Annotated in this window: 13 protein-coding genes; 7 read left to right on the top strand and 6 right to left on the bottom strand. The window is 34.9% G+C overall.

The features are described from left to right. Window positions 1-11: 11 nt before the first annotated feature. The 3 genes from AMQ68_RS04075 to AMQ68_RS04065 all read right to left on the bottom strand — a co-directional run bounded on the left by AMQ68_RS04075 (window position 12) and on the right by AMQ68_RS04065 (window position 5,881). Window positions 12-1,220 carry an MFS transporter gene (locus AMQ68_RS04075; protein ID WP_241775050.1) on the bottom strand — a complete coding sequence of 403 codons (1,209 nt, stop codon included), beginning with the start codon at window positions 1,218-1,220 and terminating at the stop codon, window positions 12-14. A 90-nt stretch (window positions 1,221-1,310) separates the two neighbouring features. Beyond that, window positions 1,311-2,225 carry an AraC family transcriptional regulator gene (locus AMQ68_RS04070; protein ID WP_054509319.1) on the bottom strand — a complete coding sequence of 305 codons (915 nt, stop codon included), beginning with the start codon at window positions 2,223-2,225 and terminating at the stop codon, window positions 1,311-1,313. A gap of 314 nt (window positions 2,226-2,539) precedes the next feature. Beyond that, complete coding sequence (locus tag AMQ68_RS04065) at window positions 2,540-5,881, bottom strand: DEAD/DEAH box helicase (RefSeq protein ID WP_054509318.1); 3,342 nt, start codon at window positions 5,879-5,881, stop codon at window positions 2,540-2,542. Between the two features lie 260 nt (window positions 5,882-6,141). On the opposite strand from AMQ68_RS04065, the gene AMQ68_RS04060 reads away from it, so the two are divergent. The 7 genes from AMQ68_RS04060 to AMQ68_RS04030 all read left to right on the top strand — a co-directional run bounded on the left by AMQ68_RS04060 (window position 6,142) and on the right by AMQ68_RS04030 (window position 13,324). Continuing rightward, on the top strand, window positions 6,142-6,930 hold the full coding sequence (locus tag AMQ68_RS04060; RefSeq protein WP_054509317.1) for an AraC family transcriptional regulator: 789 nt from the start codon (window positions 6,142-6,144) through the stop codon (window positions 6,928-6,930). Between the two features lie 15 nt (window positions 6,931-6,945). After that, window positions 6,946-7,767: an SDR family oxidoreductase gene (locus AMQ68_RS04055; protein WP_054509316.1), complete on the top strand. Its 822-nt coding sequence runs from the start codon at window positions 6,946-6,948 to the stop codon at window positions 7,765-7,767. A gap of 408 nt (window positions 7,768-8,175) precedes the next feature. Then, on the top strand, window positions 8,176-8,994 hold the full coding sequence (locus tag AMQ68_RS04050) for an SDR family oxidoreductase (RefSeq protein ID WP_054509315.1): 819 nt from the start codon (window positions 8,176-8,178) through the stop codon (window positions 8,992-8,994). A gap of 253 nt (window positions 8,995-9,247) precedes the next feature. Further along, a complete protein-coding gene (locus AMQ68_RS04045) occupies window positions 9,248-9,424 on the top strand; it encodes a histone H1 (protein WP_054509314.1) in 177 nt (58 codons plus the stop codon). A gap of 225 nt (window positions 9,425-9,649) precedes the next feature. Continuing rightward, window positions 9,650-10,798, top strand: a complete 1,149-nt coding sequence (locus AMQ68_RS04040) for a hypothetical protein (protein ID WP_123905600.1) — start codon at window positions 9,650-9,652, stop codon at window positions 10,796-10,798. A 6-nt stretch (window positions 10,799-10,804) separates the two neighbouring features. Further along, entirely contained in the window at window positions 10,805-11,638 is an 834-nt protein-coding gene (locus AMQ68_RS04035) for a GLPGLI family protein (protein ID WP_054509312.1), read from the top strand. 114 nt (window positions 11,639-11,752) lie between these two features. After that, window positions 11,753-13,324: a M20/M25/M40 family metallo-hydrolase gene (locus tag AMQ68_RS04030; protein WP_054509311.1), complete on the top strand. Its 1,572-nt coding sequence runs from the start codon at window positions 11,753-11,755 to the stop codon at window positions 13,322-13,324. 204 nt (window positions 13,325-13,528) lie between these two features. Here the strand turns inward: AMQ68_RS04030 and AMQ68_RS04025 are convergent, their stop codons facing one another. The 3 genes from AMQ68_RS04025 to AMQ68_RS04015 all read right to left on the bottom strand — a co-directional run bounded on the left by AMQ68_RS04025 (window position 13,529) and on the right by AMQ68_RS04015 (window position 17,113). Next, window positions 13,529-14,086, bottom strand: coding sequence for an RDD family protein (locus AMQ68_RS04025; RefSeq protein ID WP_054509310.1), 558 nt, complete (start codon window positions 14,084-14,086; stop codon window positions 13,529-13,531). 211 nt (window positions 14,087-14,297) lie between these two features. Continuing rightward, the gene (locus tag AMQ68_RS04020; RefSeq protein WP_054509309.1) at window positions 14,298-14,933 is read right to left on the bottom strand and encodes an HAD family hydrolase; all 636 of its coding nucleotides are present in this window, start codon (window positions 14,931-14,933) and stop codon (window positions 14,298-14,300) included. A 56-nt stretch (window positions 14,934-14,989) separates the two neighbouring features. Further along, entirely contained in the window at window positions 14,990-17,113 is a 2,124-nt protein-coding gene (locus AMQ68_RS04015; RefSeq protein WP_054509308.1) for a Tex family protein, read from the bottom strand. Between the last annotated feature and the right edge of the window lie 18 nt (window positions 17,114-17,131).

The following is a 17,131-nucleotide window of genomic DNA, read 5'->3' as shown; positions in this document are numbered from 1 at the left end:
AAAAGCAGAGATTAATTCTCTGCTTTTTCTTTTTTCAATGTTTTACTCATGATAAGGATGATACCAAAAAGTAAAAAGGCTATAATAAAATATCGCCAACCCAAATCTTTTTGTTCGCTTACGTTTCCACTTACCGAAATAATAAAGCTCGTAAGAGAAGTGATGATATACACCAATCCACCCATTAATCCGCCTGCTGTTCCCGCATTCTTAGGGAAATACAACATACTTGTCGTAAAAAAGGAGGTAAATAAAATCCCCGAACAAATATGGATGAAAAATGCAAAAGGAATGGTAATGTAAAGGCTTTGTGCGAAGTAACTTACTGCAATTAAACTCGCTATTAAAACCAATTGTATAATAACAGGTTGTAAAATACGGGAGTTAAAATCTAATGCAATTCTTTTCTTTCCTATAAAACCGCCAATCATCCAGGAGAATCCTAAAATCAAAGTACAATATCCAATAACAACCGGAGTGAAATGGAAGGTGTTTTCAATAATAAAAGGTCCGGTAATATTAAACAACATCACAATCGAATAACTTAATCCCAAAATAAAGATTCCCAACATAAAAATGCGGTTCTTCAACATCATCTGATAGAGCTTGATATTTTCTGAAAAACTGACTTTCTTCTTCTCGGGTAAACTTTCTCCGCTGAAGAATAATTCAAACAGAAATATGGCCCCCGCGTAGAAAGCTAAGAAATAAAAATTCGCATGCCAGTTAAACAGTTTTTCAAGATAACCGCCAAGAAACGGTGCTAAAATAGGTCCACAAGACCAGACAATAGTGAAATAACTTAAATAGTGTTTCACTTTTTCCGCATCATAAATATCTACAAAGATTGCGCGGGTCGCCACTACCAGAACAGAGACGGCAGCACCCTGAAGAATTCGGAGGAGGCAGATCAACAAAATACTATTCGTCATTGTGATCAAAAGACTGCTGATGATCAAAAAGAATAAGGCTACCAATTTAGGTCGGTAACGTCCGATATTATCTAAGATGTTTCCTACAAATAACTGACAGATCCCATAACTCAGTAAATACGATGTTAACGTAATCTGGATGTCTTTTTCCGAAACCTGCATTCCTTTGGCCATCGATGGAAATGAAGGCAAATAAATGTCCGTTACAAACCCCGAAAGAGGGATCGAGATAAAGGCCATTATCGTAACTAATCTGATGCGTTTTTCAGATGCTTCTTTCAACAACATGTTTATTCATTTTTTAACGATACAAAAATAGAGAAAGTATCATTAATATGAATTTTAAAAGACAAAGTAAAAATTACAAAATTCAAAGAATTAAACAGTGCTCTTAAATTTAAGCGGAGAAGTGTTGGCATGCTTTTTAAAGAAATTATTGAAATGAGAAGGTTCATCAAATCCCAGTGTATACCCAATTTCCGAAATATCCCAGTTGGTATATTTTAATAGATTTTTAGATTCTTCAAACATTCTTTCTTTGATGATTTGAGTGGTGGTAAGATTGGCGACTGATTTTACAGAAGAATTTAAATGATTCACATGCACATTAAGATGCTCCGCAAAATCTGAAGCTGTTTTTAAAGTTAACGGGTAAGCCGGAGAATCCAACGGAAACTGTTTGTTGAGAAGCTCATCAAACAATCGGTATAATCTAATGTTGGCGGGAAGTTCATTAGGGTCAATGTCTTCCACACGGTTTTCCAGGGCAAGGTGTAAAACGGATGCCAAATGGTTTTTAATACTGTTGCATCGAAACGGGTAGGAGGAGTTGTTCAACTTATACATCTGCTCAAAATAGACGGTAACCAGCTGAGTTTGTTCTTCGGTTAAAAAAACAAGCGGCATGCTCCATTCTTTAAAGAGAGAGGTTTTCTTGAATAATTTAAACTCTGAATTTCCATTAAAAAACTCCTGATTAAACAAACAGAAATAGCCTTCCTGAAGATCTCCGTCGCATTCCCACGAATAAGGAATATTGGGAGAAGGGAAAAATAGAGCAGGACGATCAATATACAATTGTTGCTGCCCATATTGAAACGTTCCTTTACCAATAATAAAACTGATCTTATAGTAATCTCTACGGTTATAAGGACTTTTGAAACTGCAATACTTTCGCATAGAAATATTGAAATGCGATTTTCCTGTTTCAAAATCATCAGTATCAAACATTTTATTTTTGTTTTCTCTGATCCGTTTGTAGTAATCTGCTATAGTTTCTAATTGATCGCTCATGATGCAAAATTATAAAAATCAAATATACTAAATGTGCTTTTATTTTTGAATTATTTTCAATGAAATCATTTATTAATTTTATAATCTATAAAAGTGGTGATTTTTTTACCACAAATCGAAGATTTTATGGAACCAAAAGTCACAATTTTTCAATGGATATAAGCATCCTTTTTGTCATTCCGGAGGAATCTCTGCAAAGTAATTCAATCTCTTTATAAGAGAGTTTAAATTCCTCCGGAATGACAAACTAAATGGAAAATTATTATGCAAAATATATTAATAGTAAAACTTTTGCGCCTTTTGTGGTTAAATTTTTATTCCAAAATTTCCAAAAGATCACTTTTACTTAAACCCTGTAACTTTGATTCACTGGTTTTTATTAAGCCTTGGGCAAGTTTACTTTTTTTCTTTTGAAGATTTAAGATTTTCTCTTCAACAGTATTAGAGCAGATCAACCGAACAGCAATTACATTTTTGGTTTGTCCGATTCTATAACTTCTGTCGATCGCCTGATTTTCCGAAGCGGGATTCCACCAAGGATCTACGAGATAAACATAATCTGCTTTGGTAAGGTTAAGCCCTACACCGCCGGCTTTTAAACTGATTAAAAACACACGGATATTTTCGTCAGTCTGAAAATTATTAACCTTAGTTCCACGATCTTTAGTTTGTCCTGTCAGATATTCAAAAGGGATATTTTTCTTTTCTAATTCAGCTTTAATCAAATCAAGCATGCCTACAAACTGAGAAAAGACAAGGATTTTATGTTCCTTCGATTTATTTTCAATCTGCTCGGTCAGGATTTCTATTTTAACAGAATTATCTCCTGAATGACCTTCTTTTAACAAAGCAGGAGAATTGCAAATTTGTCGGAGTTTGGTTAATCCTGTCAAAACATGCATGCTGTTTTTGAGGGTTTCATCATCAGTAGATGCGGAAATGAATTCACGAAGTTCACGCTCATAAGTGTCGTATACCTTACGTTGTTCTGCATTCATTTCACAGTAAATCACCATTTCCGTTTTTTCGGGAAGCTCTTTGGCGACTTGCTTTTTGGTTCTTCGGAGGATAAAAGGATTTATTTTCTGCTGAAGCTCGGTTCCTCGTTTGGTATATTCAAATTTATCAATCGGAATCGCGTATGTATCTTTAAAATATTGTTTACTTCCCAATAATCCCGGACAGGCAAAGGAAAGTTGCCCGTACAGATCAAAAGTATTGTTTTCAATTGGCGTTCCGGTCAATACGATTTTATTCCGCGACTGTAAAAGACGGGAGGCTTTGTATTTTTCTGAATTGGGGTTTTTAATCGCCTGCGATTCATCAAGGAAAATATAATTAAAATGGAAGGTTTTCAGAAAACGAATATCCGACAGCAGCATTCCGTAACTTATCAAAACCACTTCGTATTGATGCATCAACTCGGTTGTTTTCTTCCTATCAGCCCCATAATGAAGCAATACTTTGATGGAAGGTGCAAATTTTTCAATCTCTTCCTGCCAATTGAAGAGTAAAGAAGTGGGAACAACAATCAGGTTGGTTGTCGATCCATATTTTTCCCTTTGATGTAGAATAAAAGCGATGATCTGTATGGTTTTACCCAGTCCCATATCGTCAGCAAGGCAACCTCCAAAATTAAAGGTGTCAAGAAAACCTAGCCAATTTAATCCGTCCCGTTGATAATCTCTCAATTCTGCTTTTAATTCAGCAGGGACAGCAATTTCAGGAATGTTTTTGGTTTGCGAAAAGCGTTTTGAATAGGCCGTAATTTCTGCATGTACCTCATCACTAAGAATTTCTTTTTCAAAGAGATTTGATATTTCTGTAAAATTAATTTTCGGGATCTTCAACAATTCTTCATCAATATCTCCCACCTGAAAATATCGGGTGATTTTATTGATCCATTCATCAGGTAAAATACCTTGGGTACCGTCATCCAGCTGAATAAATTTCGATTTGTTACGGATCGCTCTGTGAACCTGTTTTAATGAAGCTTCTTTTTTGCCAAATTTTACGGCCAGTTTAGCATTAAACCAATCGACACCGCTGGTGATCTGGATGTCTACTTTAGCTTTATTGGGGTTTAGTTTATTGTTCTTTAATTCATTGAATCCAAGAATGGTTATCTTTTCATTTTTCCATGCTTCAAAGGCTTCCAGAAACCAGTTTTCGTCCAGAAATTTATCTTTATGAAGGTAGAAATACTCGGTTCCTTCCATTTGTTCTTCAAATTCAGAATGTTGCTGCATGATGATAGAAGTCAAGCGATCTTCCTCATGATGATTTCGTTCTATGGTGAACTGGTTTCCGTTTTGATCGGTATCAAATAATTGTTTTCGTGAATAAACGATCACCTCAACCGAGCCATATCTCATAACAGGCGTAATAGATACAAAATTGCCTTTCTGTTGCAAGTAGATAATGCGCTCTGTCTTGAAGTCTTTCTCAGCTAATTCCACTGGAGTTGCTTGGCGAATATAGCTATAATTGATATGAATATATTGTTCTAATGAAGATAAAACTGTCTGTAAAAATTCCTCATATTTTGATGCATGAAGGATTAATATTTCATTGTTTGATTTAAAAAACTTAATCACACGAAGCATATCAGGATTGTCAACCAGGCTCAGCGTATTTTGAAAATAAACAAAATAATCGTTTCGGATCACTACGTTTTTAAAGGGAAGTGAAATGTCATTGAATAACAGTTCTCCCGTAATTTCGTAAAAAGGATCTTTCTTGAAAACGGTAAGCTGTATTTCTGATTTTAATATATTTAAATGAATTGGAACCAACGACTTTGAAGAAATAGTTTCAGCTACATTATGGTCATGATAATAAACATCCACGTCCAAAGGGTTCTGAACGATGAGTTTTAAAGCCTGTAATTCTGCCGCACTTTTCTCTTCGCTATATTTATTTTGAAAAGTGATAATGGCGGTGTAAAATTTGATTTCTGACGGTTGTTCTGCTTTCCAGATCAACTGCATGGGATCAATGGTTGTAATGGGATTTTTAACCTTTCCTGATTGGGTAATATCGGCTTCCATCAATGAAAAATTCAGTTGATTGTAAAAACGGTGTTTCCCAATGACCAGTATTTGTCTTTTGTCAGTATTCTGTACGGCTAATTCATCTAGTATAGAGACACGTTGAGGAAGCAGATTCTGTTTGAAAACCTGTTCGTCTATTTGAATGAGCTCTTTTATTTTAGGTTGAATATCAAGTTTACCATCGGTATATTCAATGTTGAAAAAAGCATCCAGATTCGTTTCATTCTCTAATCCAAAACCTTTGGCGACTAACATCAATGATCTTTGTCTTACATGATGATCAAAAAAGATTCGGAAGTTTTTCTGTTCTAGAATGCAATAAATGATTTCTGCCTGATGTTCGCAGAGTTTTTGGGTTTCATTATCACATGAGCAAGTAGTGATCAGCGAAGTTCCAACCTGACTTACGGAAACGTTAGGGAAATCAATGACAGAAGTTGATTTAGTAAACACTCCGGCATTGCATTCCAACGCAAGAGGGTAGATGTCTCGGAAATCTTTATTTTCTATAAAATTTGCAGTTTGGGTATGCTTCAAAAGTTCATATGTAGAAAGTGTACTGATATTGGTATTCGGTAAAATATATTCTTTTGGAAGCTCCATGACGACGTACAGAAAAAATGATTAATGGTAGGCGAATTTACGTAAATCTGGAAAAAGGAATAAAGTATTGATGAGAAAAAATATTTTCTTTTTAGAATTAAAAAAAAACGTGAATGAGAGTGATTTGTTTGTTTTCTTTTATTCTTTCCATCGCGTTAATCGTAATTATAGGTGAGCGTTATACGAAATGAAAAATGAGCTTCCTAAGAAAGTTGATGTCAATAATCTGCTTTACATTTGTATTACCAAAAGCAGGGTACATGAGAAAAGACGAAAACTTATACGGCATACAGCGAACCTGTTATTTTAAAAGCAGCAAATCGGGAGAGCAGTTCATTAAAGAACATGGGTTGTCTTATATTGTTTCTGGAGAGATGGAAGCTTATGACGGCTATACAAAACATACCTATCGGAAAGGTGATGTGGTGCTGTACCGAAAAAATGCACTGATACGCTTTGTAAAGTATCCGGCAGCGGAGGAAGCTTTTGAAGCTGTTTCTGTGATATTGGATGAGAAGCTGTTGCAGGATTTTGCCCATCAGAATCAGTTGACCTCTCAAAAATCTGTATCCGAAAGTTTATTCAAACTGAAACAGGATGACTTAATTACCTCTTATTTTTTCTCATTGCTTCCTTGGTTCGGTAAAGAGATAAGTCCGGAGCTTGTTGATCTCAAGAAAAAAGAAATAATACATCTGCTGTTGCAGCATGACAAAAATGTTAAAGATATTTTATTTCATTTTGAAATTCCCGGAAAGATCAATCTTGAGGGCTTTATGAACACCCATTATCGGTTCAATGTTCCGTTATCTCAGTTGGCATTTCTCACGGGTAGAAGTCTGGCGACTTTTAAGCGTGATTTTGAAAAGACCTTTCAGACCTCACCCAATAAATGGAGACAGCATAAAAGACTGGAAGAAGCCTATTATCTACTGAACAATAAAATAATGAAATCAAAAGATGTGTATGTGGAGGTGGGTTTTGAAACCTTATCTCACTTTTCCTTCGCTTTTAAAAACAAATTTGGAGTAAATCCTTCAAGTATTTAAATCAACATATAATTTATGAATAAGACCGTTTTAATTACGGGCTCTTCCACAGGAATTGGGAGAGCTTCGGCTATCCTTTTTGCTAAAAACGGATGGAATGTGGTGGCATCTATGCGAAGCCCTGAAAATGAAAAAGAACTTACAGAACTAGACAATGTTCTGGTGACAAAACTGGATCTTGAATATCCGGAAACGATTGAAAAAAGTCTTAAAGAAACCTTGGAGCGTTTTGGAAGTCTTGATCTTCTTGTAAATAATGCCGCTTTTGGACAATATGGTGTGTTTGAAGCCATCCAGCCGGAACAGATTGAAAAGCAATTCCGTGTTAACGTTTTTGGAACAATGAATGTAATCCGTACAGTGCTTCCTTATTTCAGAAAGAAAAAGCAGGGAAGTATTATCAACGTGAGCTCTGCAGGAGGACGTATCGGTATTCCTTTGATCTCTATGTATGTGGCTTCAAAGTTTGCATTGGAGGGCTTTTCAGAATCACTTTCTTATGAATTGGCTTCACAGAATATCAGCTTAAAACTTATTGAGCCGGGTGGAGTAGCTACGCCTTTCCATGAAACCTCAGCAAAACATTTTGCAGCAGATCCGGAATTGACAGATTATCAGTGTTTCATTGAAGATTCTACTGCGCTGCTTGGTACGATGGGTGAAAAAATGTCGAGTGCGGAAAGTGTTGCCGAAGAAATCTTTAATGCAGCAACGGATGGAAGCAACCAGTTTCGCTATGCAGTAGGGGCTGATGCGCAAGAATGGATAAAGAACAGAACTTCTATGGATGATCTTACTTTCTCTGCCCACATGCGTAAGTTGTTTAAAACCAATTAAAATAAAAGAAAATAATGAGGTAATTCTGATTGTCAGAACCTTTTATTTACGGAACTCATCTTGACTTTTATTAGTAGTGTAAAAATATTTTTATTTTATTCATCATACATTTTTCACTTGTTCGAATTTTATTTTTAACGCAAAGATTTTATTATATACTTTTGATTTTTAGAAGGCAAAGACAAATGAAATTTGCTTCGCAAAGCTTGAAAATACAGCTTCATCAAATCAACTTGGTTGATTCTTCTTTGCTCACTTAAAAAAATCATTCTGTAAATAAAACTTTGCGTCAAAAAAACGGTTGCATTATTTAATAAAAAAGAGGCATAATTCGTTGAATAATCTTTATATCAAAAGTCAAGATGAATTAACAGATTGAAAAATATGTTTAACATTAATCGATAAAAAATGAAACCAACCATATTCATCACCGGAGCATCTTCCGGAATAGGACAGGCAACGGCGCTGTATTTTGCAGCAAAAGAATGGAATGTAGTAGCTACCATGCGGCAGCCTGAAAAACAGAATGTTCTTAAAAATTCAGATCAGATTTTGGTATTGCCACTTGATGTGGAAAAGCCGGATACTTTTGCCGAAATTATTGATACAGCAATTGCCAAGTTTGGTAAAATAGATGTACTGTTCAATAATGCAGGGTACGGACAGCATGGATTATTTGAAGCGACTACTGCGGAACAGATTCAGCGGCAGTTTTCTATTAATCTTTTTGGAACCATGGAAATTACAAGAGCTTTGCTTCCTCATTTCCGTAAGCAAAAAAGCGGGAATATTATTACCGTAACTTCAGGAGTAGGAAGGGTAACGGTACCTCTGGTATCTGTCTATGCAGCGTCTAAATTTGCGCTGGAAGGATTTTTAGAATCGCTTTCTTTTGAATTGGGCGCTCAGAATATCAAAGTGAAAATTATAGAACCGGGAAGTATCAATACCAATTTTGAGCAGACGACAAAAGCTAATTTTGCATCTGACGAATCATTGACGGATTATAAAGACTATCTACAAAAGATGGATGAGGTGTTTAAAGGAATATATAGCGGAGCTACAGCTTCAGTAGATGATGTGGCGGCCACTATTTTTAAAGCGGCTACGGATGAAACTGATACGCTGAGGTATATAATTGGTACCGATCTGCAGCCTCTTATTGATATTAGAAACGGCGGTACAGATGAAAATTATATGAACACATTGAAAGGGATATTTGGTTAATATGATTTAGCCTAAAAATAGCCTGAAAAATAAAAATAATTTCCTCATTTTTTGTAAAAAAATAAGAGAATGGGAACGGTCGAACAAATGTTAGTTTTTTCATATAGAGACAGGCTTGTAGGCCGATAAATAGGATAATTTTTCAATTTTCATTCAAAATTTTAATAATTATCGAAATTTATGAAGTTTTTTTTACTCTAACTATTGCAAAATCCACCATAAAACCTATATTTGCACCCTAAATTTTAAAATAATGAAAGAACTTATTGAAAAGATCAACGCGGAATTTGAAGCATTCACTGCTGAAGCAAACCAACAAGCAGAAAAGGGAAACAAGGCTGCTGGAACTAGAGCTCGTAAATCAGCTTTAGAACTAAGCAAATTGTTCAAAGATTTCAGAAAAGTTTCTGTTGAAGAATCTAAAAAATAATCGATCTCACAATCGATATAAACCGACTTCATTGAAGTCGGTTTTTTTGTGCCCCCAATCTGTCGTAGACTGTTAATTTTCCTCAATTTTTAAGCGTTTTTATTAAAATTTTTCTGGAAGAGTTAAATACTCATAAATACTATTAAATGATTCATCATATCTTGAATTATAATACACTTTGCCTTTATATTTGCGCGGTAATCATAAATTATAATACAAATGCCTATGAGAAATTCTTACTTCTTGGGTGTCCTTTTTTTTGGACTCTTTTCTGCTCAAAAAATTCAAGTGGTGGATGCTGAAAACGGACATCCAATATCAAATGCCAGAATTATATTAGAAGATAAAGTAGTTTATACTAATGAAGATGGCTTTGCCCCAATAGAATCATCATCCAAAAACTTTGAAATCTCTGCTTCAGGTTTTAAAAAAGAGAAAATAAGCAATTTTAATACAGCGATTAAGCTAAAGCCTTCTGTTCAGGATATTGAAGAAGTGAAAATAGTGAGTGTAGATGTTAAAAAGATTTTTGAAGATGTTTTAAAAAATTATCAGCAGAGGTATTATGACCAACCGTCTTTATATGATGTCGTTATAAAAGAGAAAACTTTTGATAATAACAATCTGTACTTCATGGGGATAGGCGAAGCTAAGATTTGGAGTAAGGCCAATAAGTATAATTATAGAGATGGTTATCATAAAAGATATGATGATATTATGCAGATACAGCTTAATAATGTGAAATACTTGAAAAGAGTACAATCTGACAGTATTTTTACAGGAAAATCTACCGAAGTCTTACATCAAACGCTTGGAAGTTATTTCATGAATTTTGAATTAAACAGTATCGTAGAAAGTCTTAAAGATAAGAGTACAAAAAAAGCAGGTATTCTAAAGTCGAAAGAAGGGGATGAAGAAGTTGTAAGTTTTAAAATAAATTCAGATAATGGGATTAGAAGAGAAGGTGAGTTTAATTATAATCTTAAAGATAAGGTGATTACCTATCTTAAAATATCCTATTTACAGAGTGAGTATCCAACGGAAAAAAGAACGACAACTGATGGTAGAGAGTACGGCTATAAATTAGGTGATGCTACTTTGATCTTCGATTTTTATAAAATAGAGGGAGTGTATGTTCCTACCATGACTCAATATGAGGCAGATAATTTTACAATTTTCTATAAAGATCAAGTGCATGTGAAAAAATTTAACAGAGAAGTCGTTTATAATACTTTTGAAAAAACGAATCAAAAAGGGTTAGACCCCAAAGTAGATTTCAATATAGGCATCTGGAAAAATATTCCGTTGAAAGAAGATAAGGCAGCTGCCATGTTGCTTTCAAAAGAAGAACAAGAATTTATCGATCAAAAATAATACAATATGAAAACAGTTTTTTTATCTGCTTTTTGCTTTCTTACAGGTATGGCGCAATCTCAAACGCACAGATTTATCTATGATGTGGAATATAAAAAAGATTCAACTCAAAGCCTTACGACAAAAGAAAATTACCACTTAGATATTGGAAGTAAAGACGCTAAATACTATATCAGAGATTTTTTTACCGCTGATTCTTTAATTGTAAATAATATTCCTTTTCCTAAAGATCTAAAAATGAATACTTCAAATATCGTGGTTCATAAATTAGGAGCTAACGACTACGAAGAGTACGATATGTTGGAAGGAACTATTCTTAAACTTCAAACCAAAGATAGCCAAGACTGGAAGCTTACGAATGAAAAAAAGAAAGTTAAGAGTCTGAATCTTCAAAAGGCGACAGCGCATTGGGGCGGAAGAAATTGGATTGCTTGGTTTACATCGGATATTCCATTTCAGGAGGGACCTTATAAGTTTCATGGGCTTCCGGGACTTATTGTAGAGCTGTATGATGATAAAAATAATTATAAGTTTGAATTGGTGCAGTCTCAAAAAGTAAATCAAGAGGTAAAGAATCAATTTATAGACTATTCAACCCAAAAAAGTATATTGGTAAACAGAGAAAAGTATGTAGATGCTAAACGTAAATATTATGATTCACCGGTGAATTATCTGAGAAATGCCAGTGGAGGTGCAAAATCAAGTGATGAATATTATCTTAATGACGGAACTTTAGTAGGCCAAGCCAACTCAAGAGAAGTAAATTTGAGATTAAAAGAAAATATAAAAAAGTATAACAACCCCATTGAGCTTGATAAAGCGATACAATATCCTTTATAAACATACAGTCTCCCCACTTTTCTTACGATCAGTGGGGATTTTATTGGGACTCGGGATTATTATGATTTCATATTCTGTAGGAATTCCTTTATCTTTATCCCAATCAATGAAATTATGAAGATAAATCGATTTTTTGTAGCGCCTGCGGTGGTATTGGCGGTACAATTTTCATGGGCTCAGACAACAATCGGCTCACAAGAAAAGCTAAATCCTGTAGTTGAAAATTTTGTAAATGAAGTAAATAACCATTCTCAGCTTGAAGATATGGCGTATGAACTTCTTGATGGGATAGGGCCACGTTTGGTAGGAACTCCTGAAATGCTTTCCGCCAATGAATGGACGGCTAATAAACTTCGTTCTTGGGGAGTAGATGCCAATTTACAGCAATTCGGAACCTGGAAAGGCTGGCAAAGAGGAATCACACACGTAGACATGACATATCCTCGCGTAAAATCATTATCTGCAACCCAATTGGCTTGGAGCCCATCTACTAAAAAAGCGATAGAAGCTGAGGTAGTTGTGCTTCCTAAAGTTTCTTCTAAAGCAGAATTTGATCAATGGTTGCCTTCTGCAAAAGGAAAGATCGTTTTGATGGCGCAGTATCAGAAAATAGGACGTTCTGATGAGCAGATTAAAGAGTTTGCAACACCGGAATTATATGAAAAACTGAAAGCGGAAAAAGAACAGGCTTCAAAAGACTTCCGTGATTATGTAAAAAATGTCGGATACGATAACAATACGCTTCCTGAAGCATTAGAAAAAGCAGGCGCTGCCGGAATTGCGATTTCCAACTGGACAGGAATTATGGGAGCCAACAGGATTTTTGGAGCAAAAACAAGTAAAATTCCAATGATTGACATTGATGTTGAAGACTATGGAATTCTTTACAGAATGGCTGAAAAAGGAAGTAAACCTAAAATTAAAGTAGAAGCGCAGTCAAAAATACTTCCGGATGCTAAAACTTTTAACACCGTAGGAATTATTAAAGGAAAAGAAAAGCCGGATGAATATGTAATTCTTTCTGCTCATCTTGATTCTTGGGATGGTGCTCAGGGTGCCACAGACAACGGAACGGGCGTTTTAACGATGCTTGAGACGATGAGAATTCTTAAAAAATATTATCCCAATAACAAAAGAACCATTGTTGTCGGACTTTGGGGAAGTGAAGAGCAAGGTTTGAATGGTTCCCGTGGTTTTGTAGCCGATAATCCTGAAATTATAAAAGGTACTCAGGCTGTATTTAACCAAGATAACGGAACAGGCCGAGTGGTGAACATCAGCGGACAAGGATTTGTAAATTCCTACGATTACATCGGAAAATGGCTGAATGGAGTTCCCAAAAAAGTAAAAGATCAAATTAAAACAGATTTCCCGGGAATGCCTGGTGGAGGAGGATCTGATCATGCTTCTTTTGTAGCGGCAGGAGTGCCCGGATTTTCTCTAAGTTCGTTGAATTGGGGATATTTTGGTTATACTTGGCACACTACGAAAGATACGTATGATAAGATTGTTTTTGATGAAGTGAAGAATAATGTAATCTTAACGGCATCATTGGCTTACATGGCATCAGAAGATCCCGAATTTACCAATAGAGAGAAAAGAGAAATGCCTCTTGATGATAAAGGGCAAATCACTAAATGGCCTGAAGTAAAAGGTCCTAAAAGAGATTCTAAGGATTTTAAATAACGAACTTATTTAAACTTTTTATTTTAACCACAAAAGAGATAAAAGATTAGTATATTATTTATTTAAGCTCATCATGAAGTGCAAACAAGAACGCATAAGTTTAAAAAAAATCTTTGATTTTTATTCTTTTGTAAGCTTTGTTTTCAAATAGCTCAACTTTAAATGATTCAATAATAGCTTTTGTACCTTTTGTGGTTTAATTTTTCATTTAGACTGTTCTTGGTTGAGTAAACTTCTAATTTCATCTATTGTGTTTTCTTTCACAATATGGGTTTTACAGATTTGATTATTTAAATGCATACTGAAATTCACTCGTGTGGCTGTTCGTTTTCCCATTGCAACCGTATTGAAAACACATTCTGAAAACTCAGGATTGAAATTAGCCAGACATAAAATATTTCTTACTAATGATTTCAAAAAGCCAGGATAGTTTCCTTCATCATCAATAACCTTTATGTTGAATATTTTCTTTCCGAGTGTTGTTCCAAAGAAAGATTCACTTACAGCACCAACAATAATTACACATGCTATAGAAAGTAAAATGCTTATAATCGCTATTTTATGAAATACAAAGAAAAAGATGAGAAAGAAAGGCAGCGTATCAATAATTTTTGCAAATAATCGTTCTCTTTCGCTTCCTTTGTAAATGGTCTGATAGGGCAAATCATATTCAAATTCATTATAGATACGATTCCCTTCCCAATCAAAATTTCGGGTCGCTCGGCGGACTGTTTTTCGCTTTTTGAGTTCAGATATTTTCAAATGGCTTTTCTTTTAGATACTCAAAATTAGATGTTTTTTAGAAACTATCAATGGAGTTTACCTAAAGAATGTTGACTGTATCTATAAATTTCAATTTTTTTAAAAAAAACAAAAGCAAGAACATAGCTGCTCTTGCTTTTTTATAGGTGGTTTTTGTTGTGGCTTACTATCTCATTGATAAAGTTAATATAGCTGTTTTATGACTTGTATATTAAATACAAAATTCCAGATCTGAAAATTTTGAAACAGAAGGTTTGTATTCTGGAATATTCAATGTTCCAAAGCCATATTCACAGAAAATAAATGATAATTCATTTGCTTTCGCAGAATCATAATCTGTCTGAGTATCTCCAATATACACTGAGTTTTCAAGGCTTACATGATTTCTTTCCATAATCAGCTTTATATTCTCAGCTTTCGGTTTTTTAGTGCGGCCATGAGATTCAATATCTGTAAATAGATGATTAAATTGATAGTATTCTAAAAATGCTTCAATATATCCATCCTGGCAGTTGCTTACAATGAAAAGGTTGTGCGTTTTTGCCAAATTCGTTAGGGTTTCTGCAACTCCTTCATACAGAATACCGCCATGAGTATGCAATATCTTATTTTCTTTCTGTACAATTTCCAAGAGAATATCCTGCACTTGCTGATCTGAAATTCCGGGAATGATATCCTTTAAAATATCATCAAATAACAGCCCCATATATTGGTCCATATCTTCGGGCTTCAATTCCCTTTTTATCAGTTGATGTTCACCTAAAACCTCATTCCAGATTTTGATGATTGTGGCTCTGGGATCCCAGAGAGTTCCGTCTAAATCGAAAATTAAATTTTTTTTGTTCAAAATGTATTGTTATTTAGTTTGATGTATAGTATTGAAGAGTCTTTTCAAAGGACAATTTATAAAATCATACTCAACTGAATTCTTTTTCTTGCTTCATCCACTTCTGTGACTCTCACCTGAACGTGTTGGTGTAGTTTTACGATCTCATTTACGTCAGAAACAAAACCTTCTTTTAACTGAGAAATATGAACCAGTCCACTTTCTTTAATTCCAAGATCTACAAAACATCCGAAAGCGGTAATATTATTAACAATCCCGGGAAGAATCATTCCGATCTTCAAATCGGTCATCTTTTTTACACTAGGATCGAATTCAAAAACTTTCGCAGCTTTTCTAGGATCCAAACCTGGTTTTACAAGTTCTTTTAAAATATCTTTTATGCCTAAAATTCCTATATCATCAGTGGTGTATTTTTCAGGTTGTATGGAGGCTATTTTCTCTTTATTGGCAATTAATTCATCGGTTTTAATACCAAGATCTTTTGCCATTTTTTCAACAATTTTATAGGCTTCAGGATGTACAGCAGAATTATCCAACGGATTTTTACCATGCGTAATTCTAATAAACGCTGCGGCCTGTTGATAGGCTTTTTCACCCAAACGAGGAACTTTTTTCAATTGTTTTCTGTCTTCAAAAGCTCCGTTTTCCGCGCGGTAATTCACAATGTTTTCCGCCATCTTTTCTCCGATTCCGGAAACATAACTTAACAATGATTTACTTGCTGTATTGAGATTGATTCCGACCGAGTTAACGCATCTCATAACAGTAGAATCCAATTCATTTTTTAACTGAGTTTGATCTACATCATGCTGATATTGACCAACTCCGATCGATTTAGCATCAATTTTAACCAATTCAGCCAACGGATCTGCTAATCTTCTTCCAATAGAAACCGCACCACGAACGGTTACATCATAACTTGGAAATTCATCTCTTGCAATTTTACTTGCAGAATAAACCGATGCTCCGGCCTCCGAAACTACAAAAACCTGCAAAGGTTTATCAAATGCTATTTTTTTGATGAAGAACTCAGTTTCACGACTTGCAGTACCATTTCCGATAGAGATGGCTTCAATGTTATATGCATTGACCATGGAACGGATCTTTTTCATCGCCATTCCTGACTCGTTTTGTGGAGCGTGAGGATAGATGGTCTCGTTGTGGAGTAAGTCTCCTTTTTCGTCGATACACACGATTTTACAGCCGCTTTTATATCCCGGATCAATGGCCAGAATTCTTTTTTCGCCTAAAGGCGGCGCCAATAATAACTGACTTAGATTTTCAGCAAAAATTTCAATGGCTTTTTTATCTGCTTTTTCTTTGGCTTCCTGTAAGGTTTCGTTAGAAATTGCGGGTTCCAATAGTCTTTTATAACTGTCTTTTATGGCTAATACAATTTGATCTGAACTTTCATTATTGGACTTAATGATCGCATTTTCAATAAAATCGATTGCTTCTTCTTTATCAACGCCAACATTTGTTTTTACAAAGCCTTCCGATTCTGCTCTTAACATGGCAAGCAGCCTGTGAGATGGAGTTTTATATAAAGGCTCATCCCATTCAAAATATTGAGAAAACTTTTGTGCACCTTCTTCATCTTTTTTGGCTTTAACAACTTTAGAAGTAATCAAGGCTTTACGCTGAAATAACCTACGGAGATTTTTACGAACGTACATGTTTTCGTTGATCCATTCTGCCATGATATCTCTTGCTCCCTGAAGGGCTTCTTCTTCGGATGCAATGTTTTCATTGAGATACTTTGAAGCCAAAAATATAAGATCATTACTTTTCTGGCTCATAATAATCCGAGCTAAAGGTTCCAGCCCTTTTTCTTTGGCAGCATCTGCTTTTGTTTTCTTACGTTTTTTGAAAGGTAAATAGAGATCTTCAAGCTCCTGAATATCGAAACTTTCTTCTATTCTTTGCTTAAACTCTGGTGTTAAGGCGTTTTGTTCTTCAACAGATTTTAAAATCGTTTCTTTTCGCTTTACAATTTCTTCAAACTGTTTACTGATTTTTGAAATTTGTTCTATCTGTACTTCATCCAAATTTCCTGTTCTGTCTTTTCTGTAACGCGATATAAAAGGAATCGTACAGTCTTCGGCGAGTAACTCAAGCGTTGCACTGATACTTTTTTCAGGGGCATTTACAATCTTTTGGATGAATTCAATATTTGTCATTCTGTAAAATTAAAGTGC

This window comes from Chryseobacterium sp. ERMR1:04 (assembly GCF_001297705.1).
Taxonomy (GTDB): Bacteria; Bacteroidota; Bacteroidia; order Flavobacteriales; family Weeksellaceae; genus Chryseobacterium.
Note: the sequence above shows the minus strand (reverse complement) of the source record. Positions and strands in the feature narration are given on the sequence as shown.

What these genes read in the sequence shown, in the direction of transcription:
- AMQ68_RS04075 (WP_241775050.1), bottom strand. Translation starts at nt 1,220, where the DNA reads ATGTTGTTGAAAGAAGCATCTGAAAAACGCATCAGATTAGTTACGATA.
- AMQ68_RS04070 (WP_054509319.1), bottom strand. Translation starts at nt 2,225, where the DNA reads ATGAGCGATCAATTAGAAACTATAGCAGATTACTACAAACGGATCAGA.
- AMQ68_RS04065 (WP_054509318.1), bottom strand. Translation starts at nt 5,881, where the DNA reads ATGGAGCTTCCAAAAGAATATATTTTACCGAATACCAATATCAGTACA.
- AMQ68_RS04060 (WP_054509317.1), top strand. Translation starts at nt 6,142, where the DNA reads ATGAGAAAAGACGAAAACTTATACGGCATACAGCGAACCTGTTATTTT.
- AMQ68_RS04055 (WP_054509316.1), top strand. Translation starts at nt 6,946, where the DNA reads ATGAATAAGACCGTTTTAATTACGGGCTCTTCCACAGGAATTGGGAGA.
- AMQ68_RS04050 (WP_054509315.1), top strand. Translation starts at nt 8,176, where the DNA reads ATGAAACCAACCATATTCATCACCGGAGCATCTTCCGGAATAGGACAG.
- AMQ68_RS04045 (WP_054509314.1), top strand. Translation starts at nt 9,248, where the DNA reads ATGAAAGAACTTATTGAAAAGATCAACGCGGAATTTGAAGCATTCACT.
- AMQ68_RS04040 (WP_123905600.1), top strand. Translation starts at nt 9,650, where the DNA reads ATGAGAAATTCTTACTTCTTGGGTGTCCTTTTTTTTGGACTCTTTTCT.
- AMQ68_RS04035 (WP_054509312.1), top strand. Translation starts at nt 10,805, where the DNA reads ATGAAAACAGTTTTTTTATCTGCTTTTTGCTTTCTTACAGGTATGGCG.
- AMQ68_RS04030 (WP_054509311.1), top strand. Translation starts at nt 11,753, where the DNA reads ATGAAGATAAATCGATTTTTTGTAGCGCCTGCGGTGGTATTGGCGGTA.
- AMQ68_RS04015 (WP_054509308.1), bottom strand. Translation starts at nt 17,113, where the DNA reads ATGACAAATATTGAATTCATCCAAAAGATTGTAAATGCCCCTGAAAAA.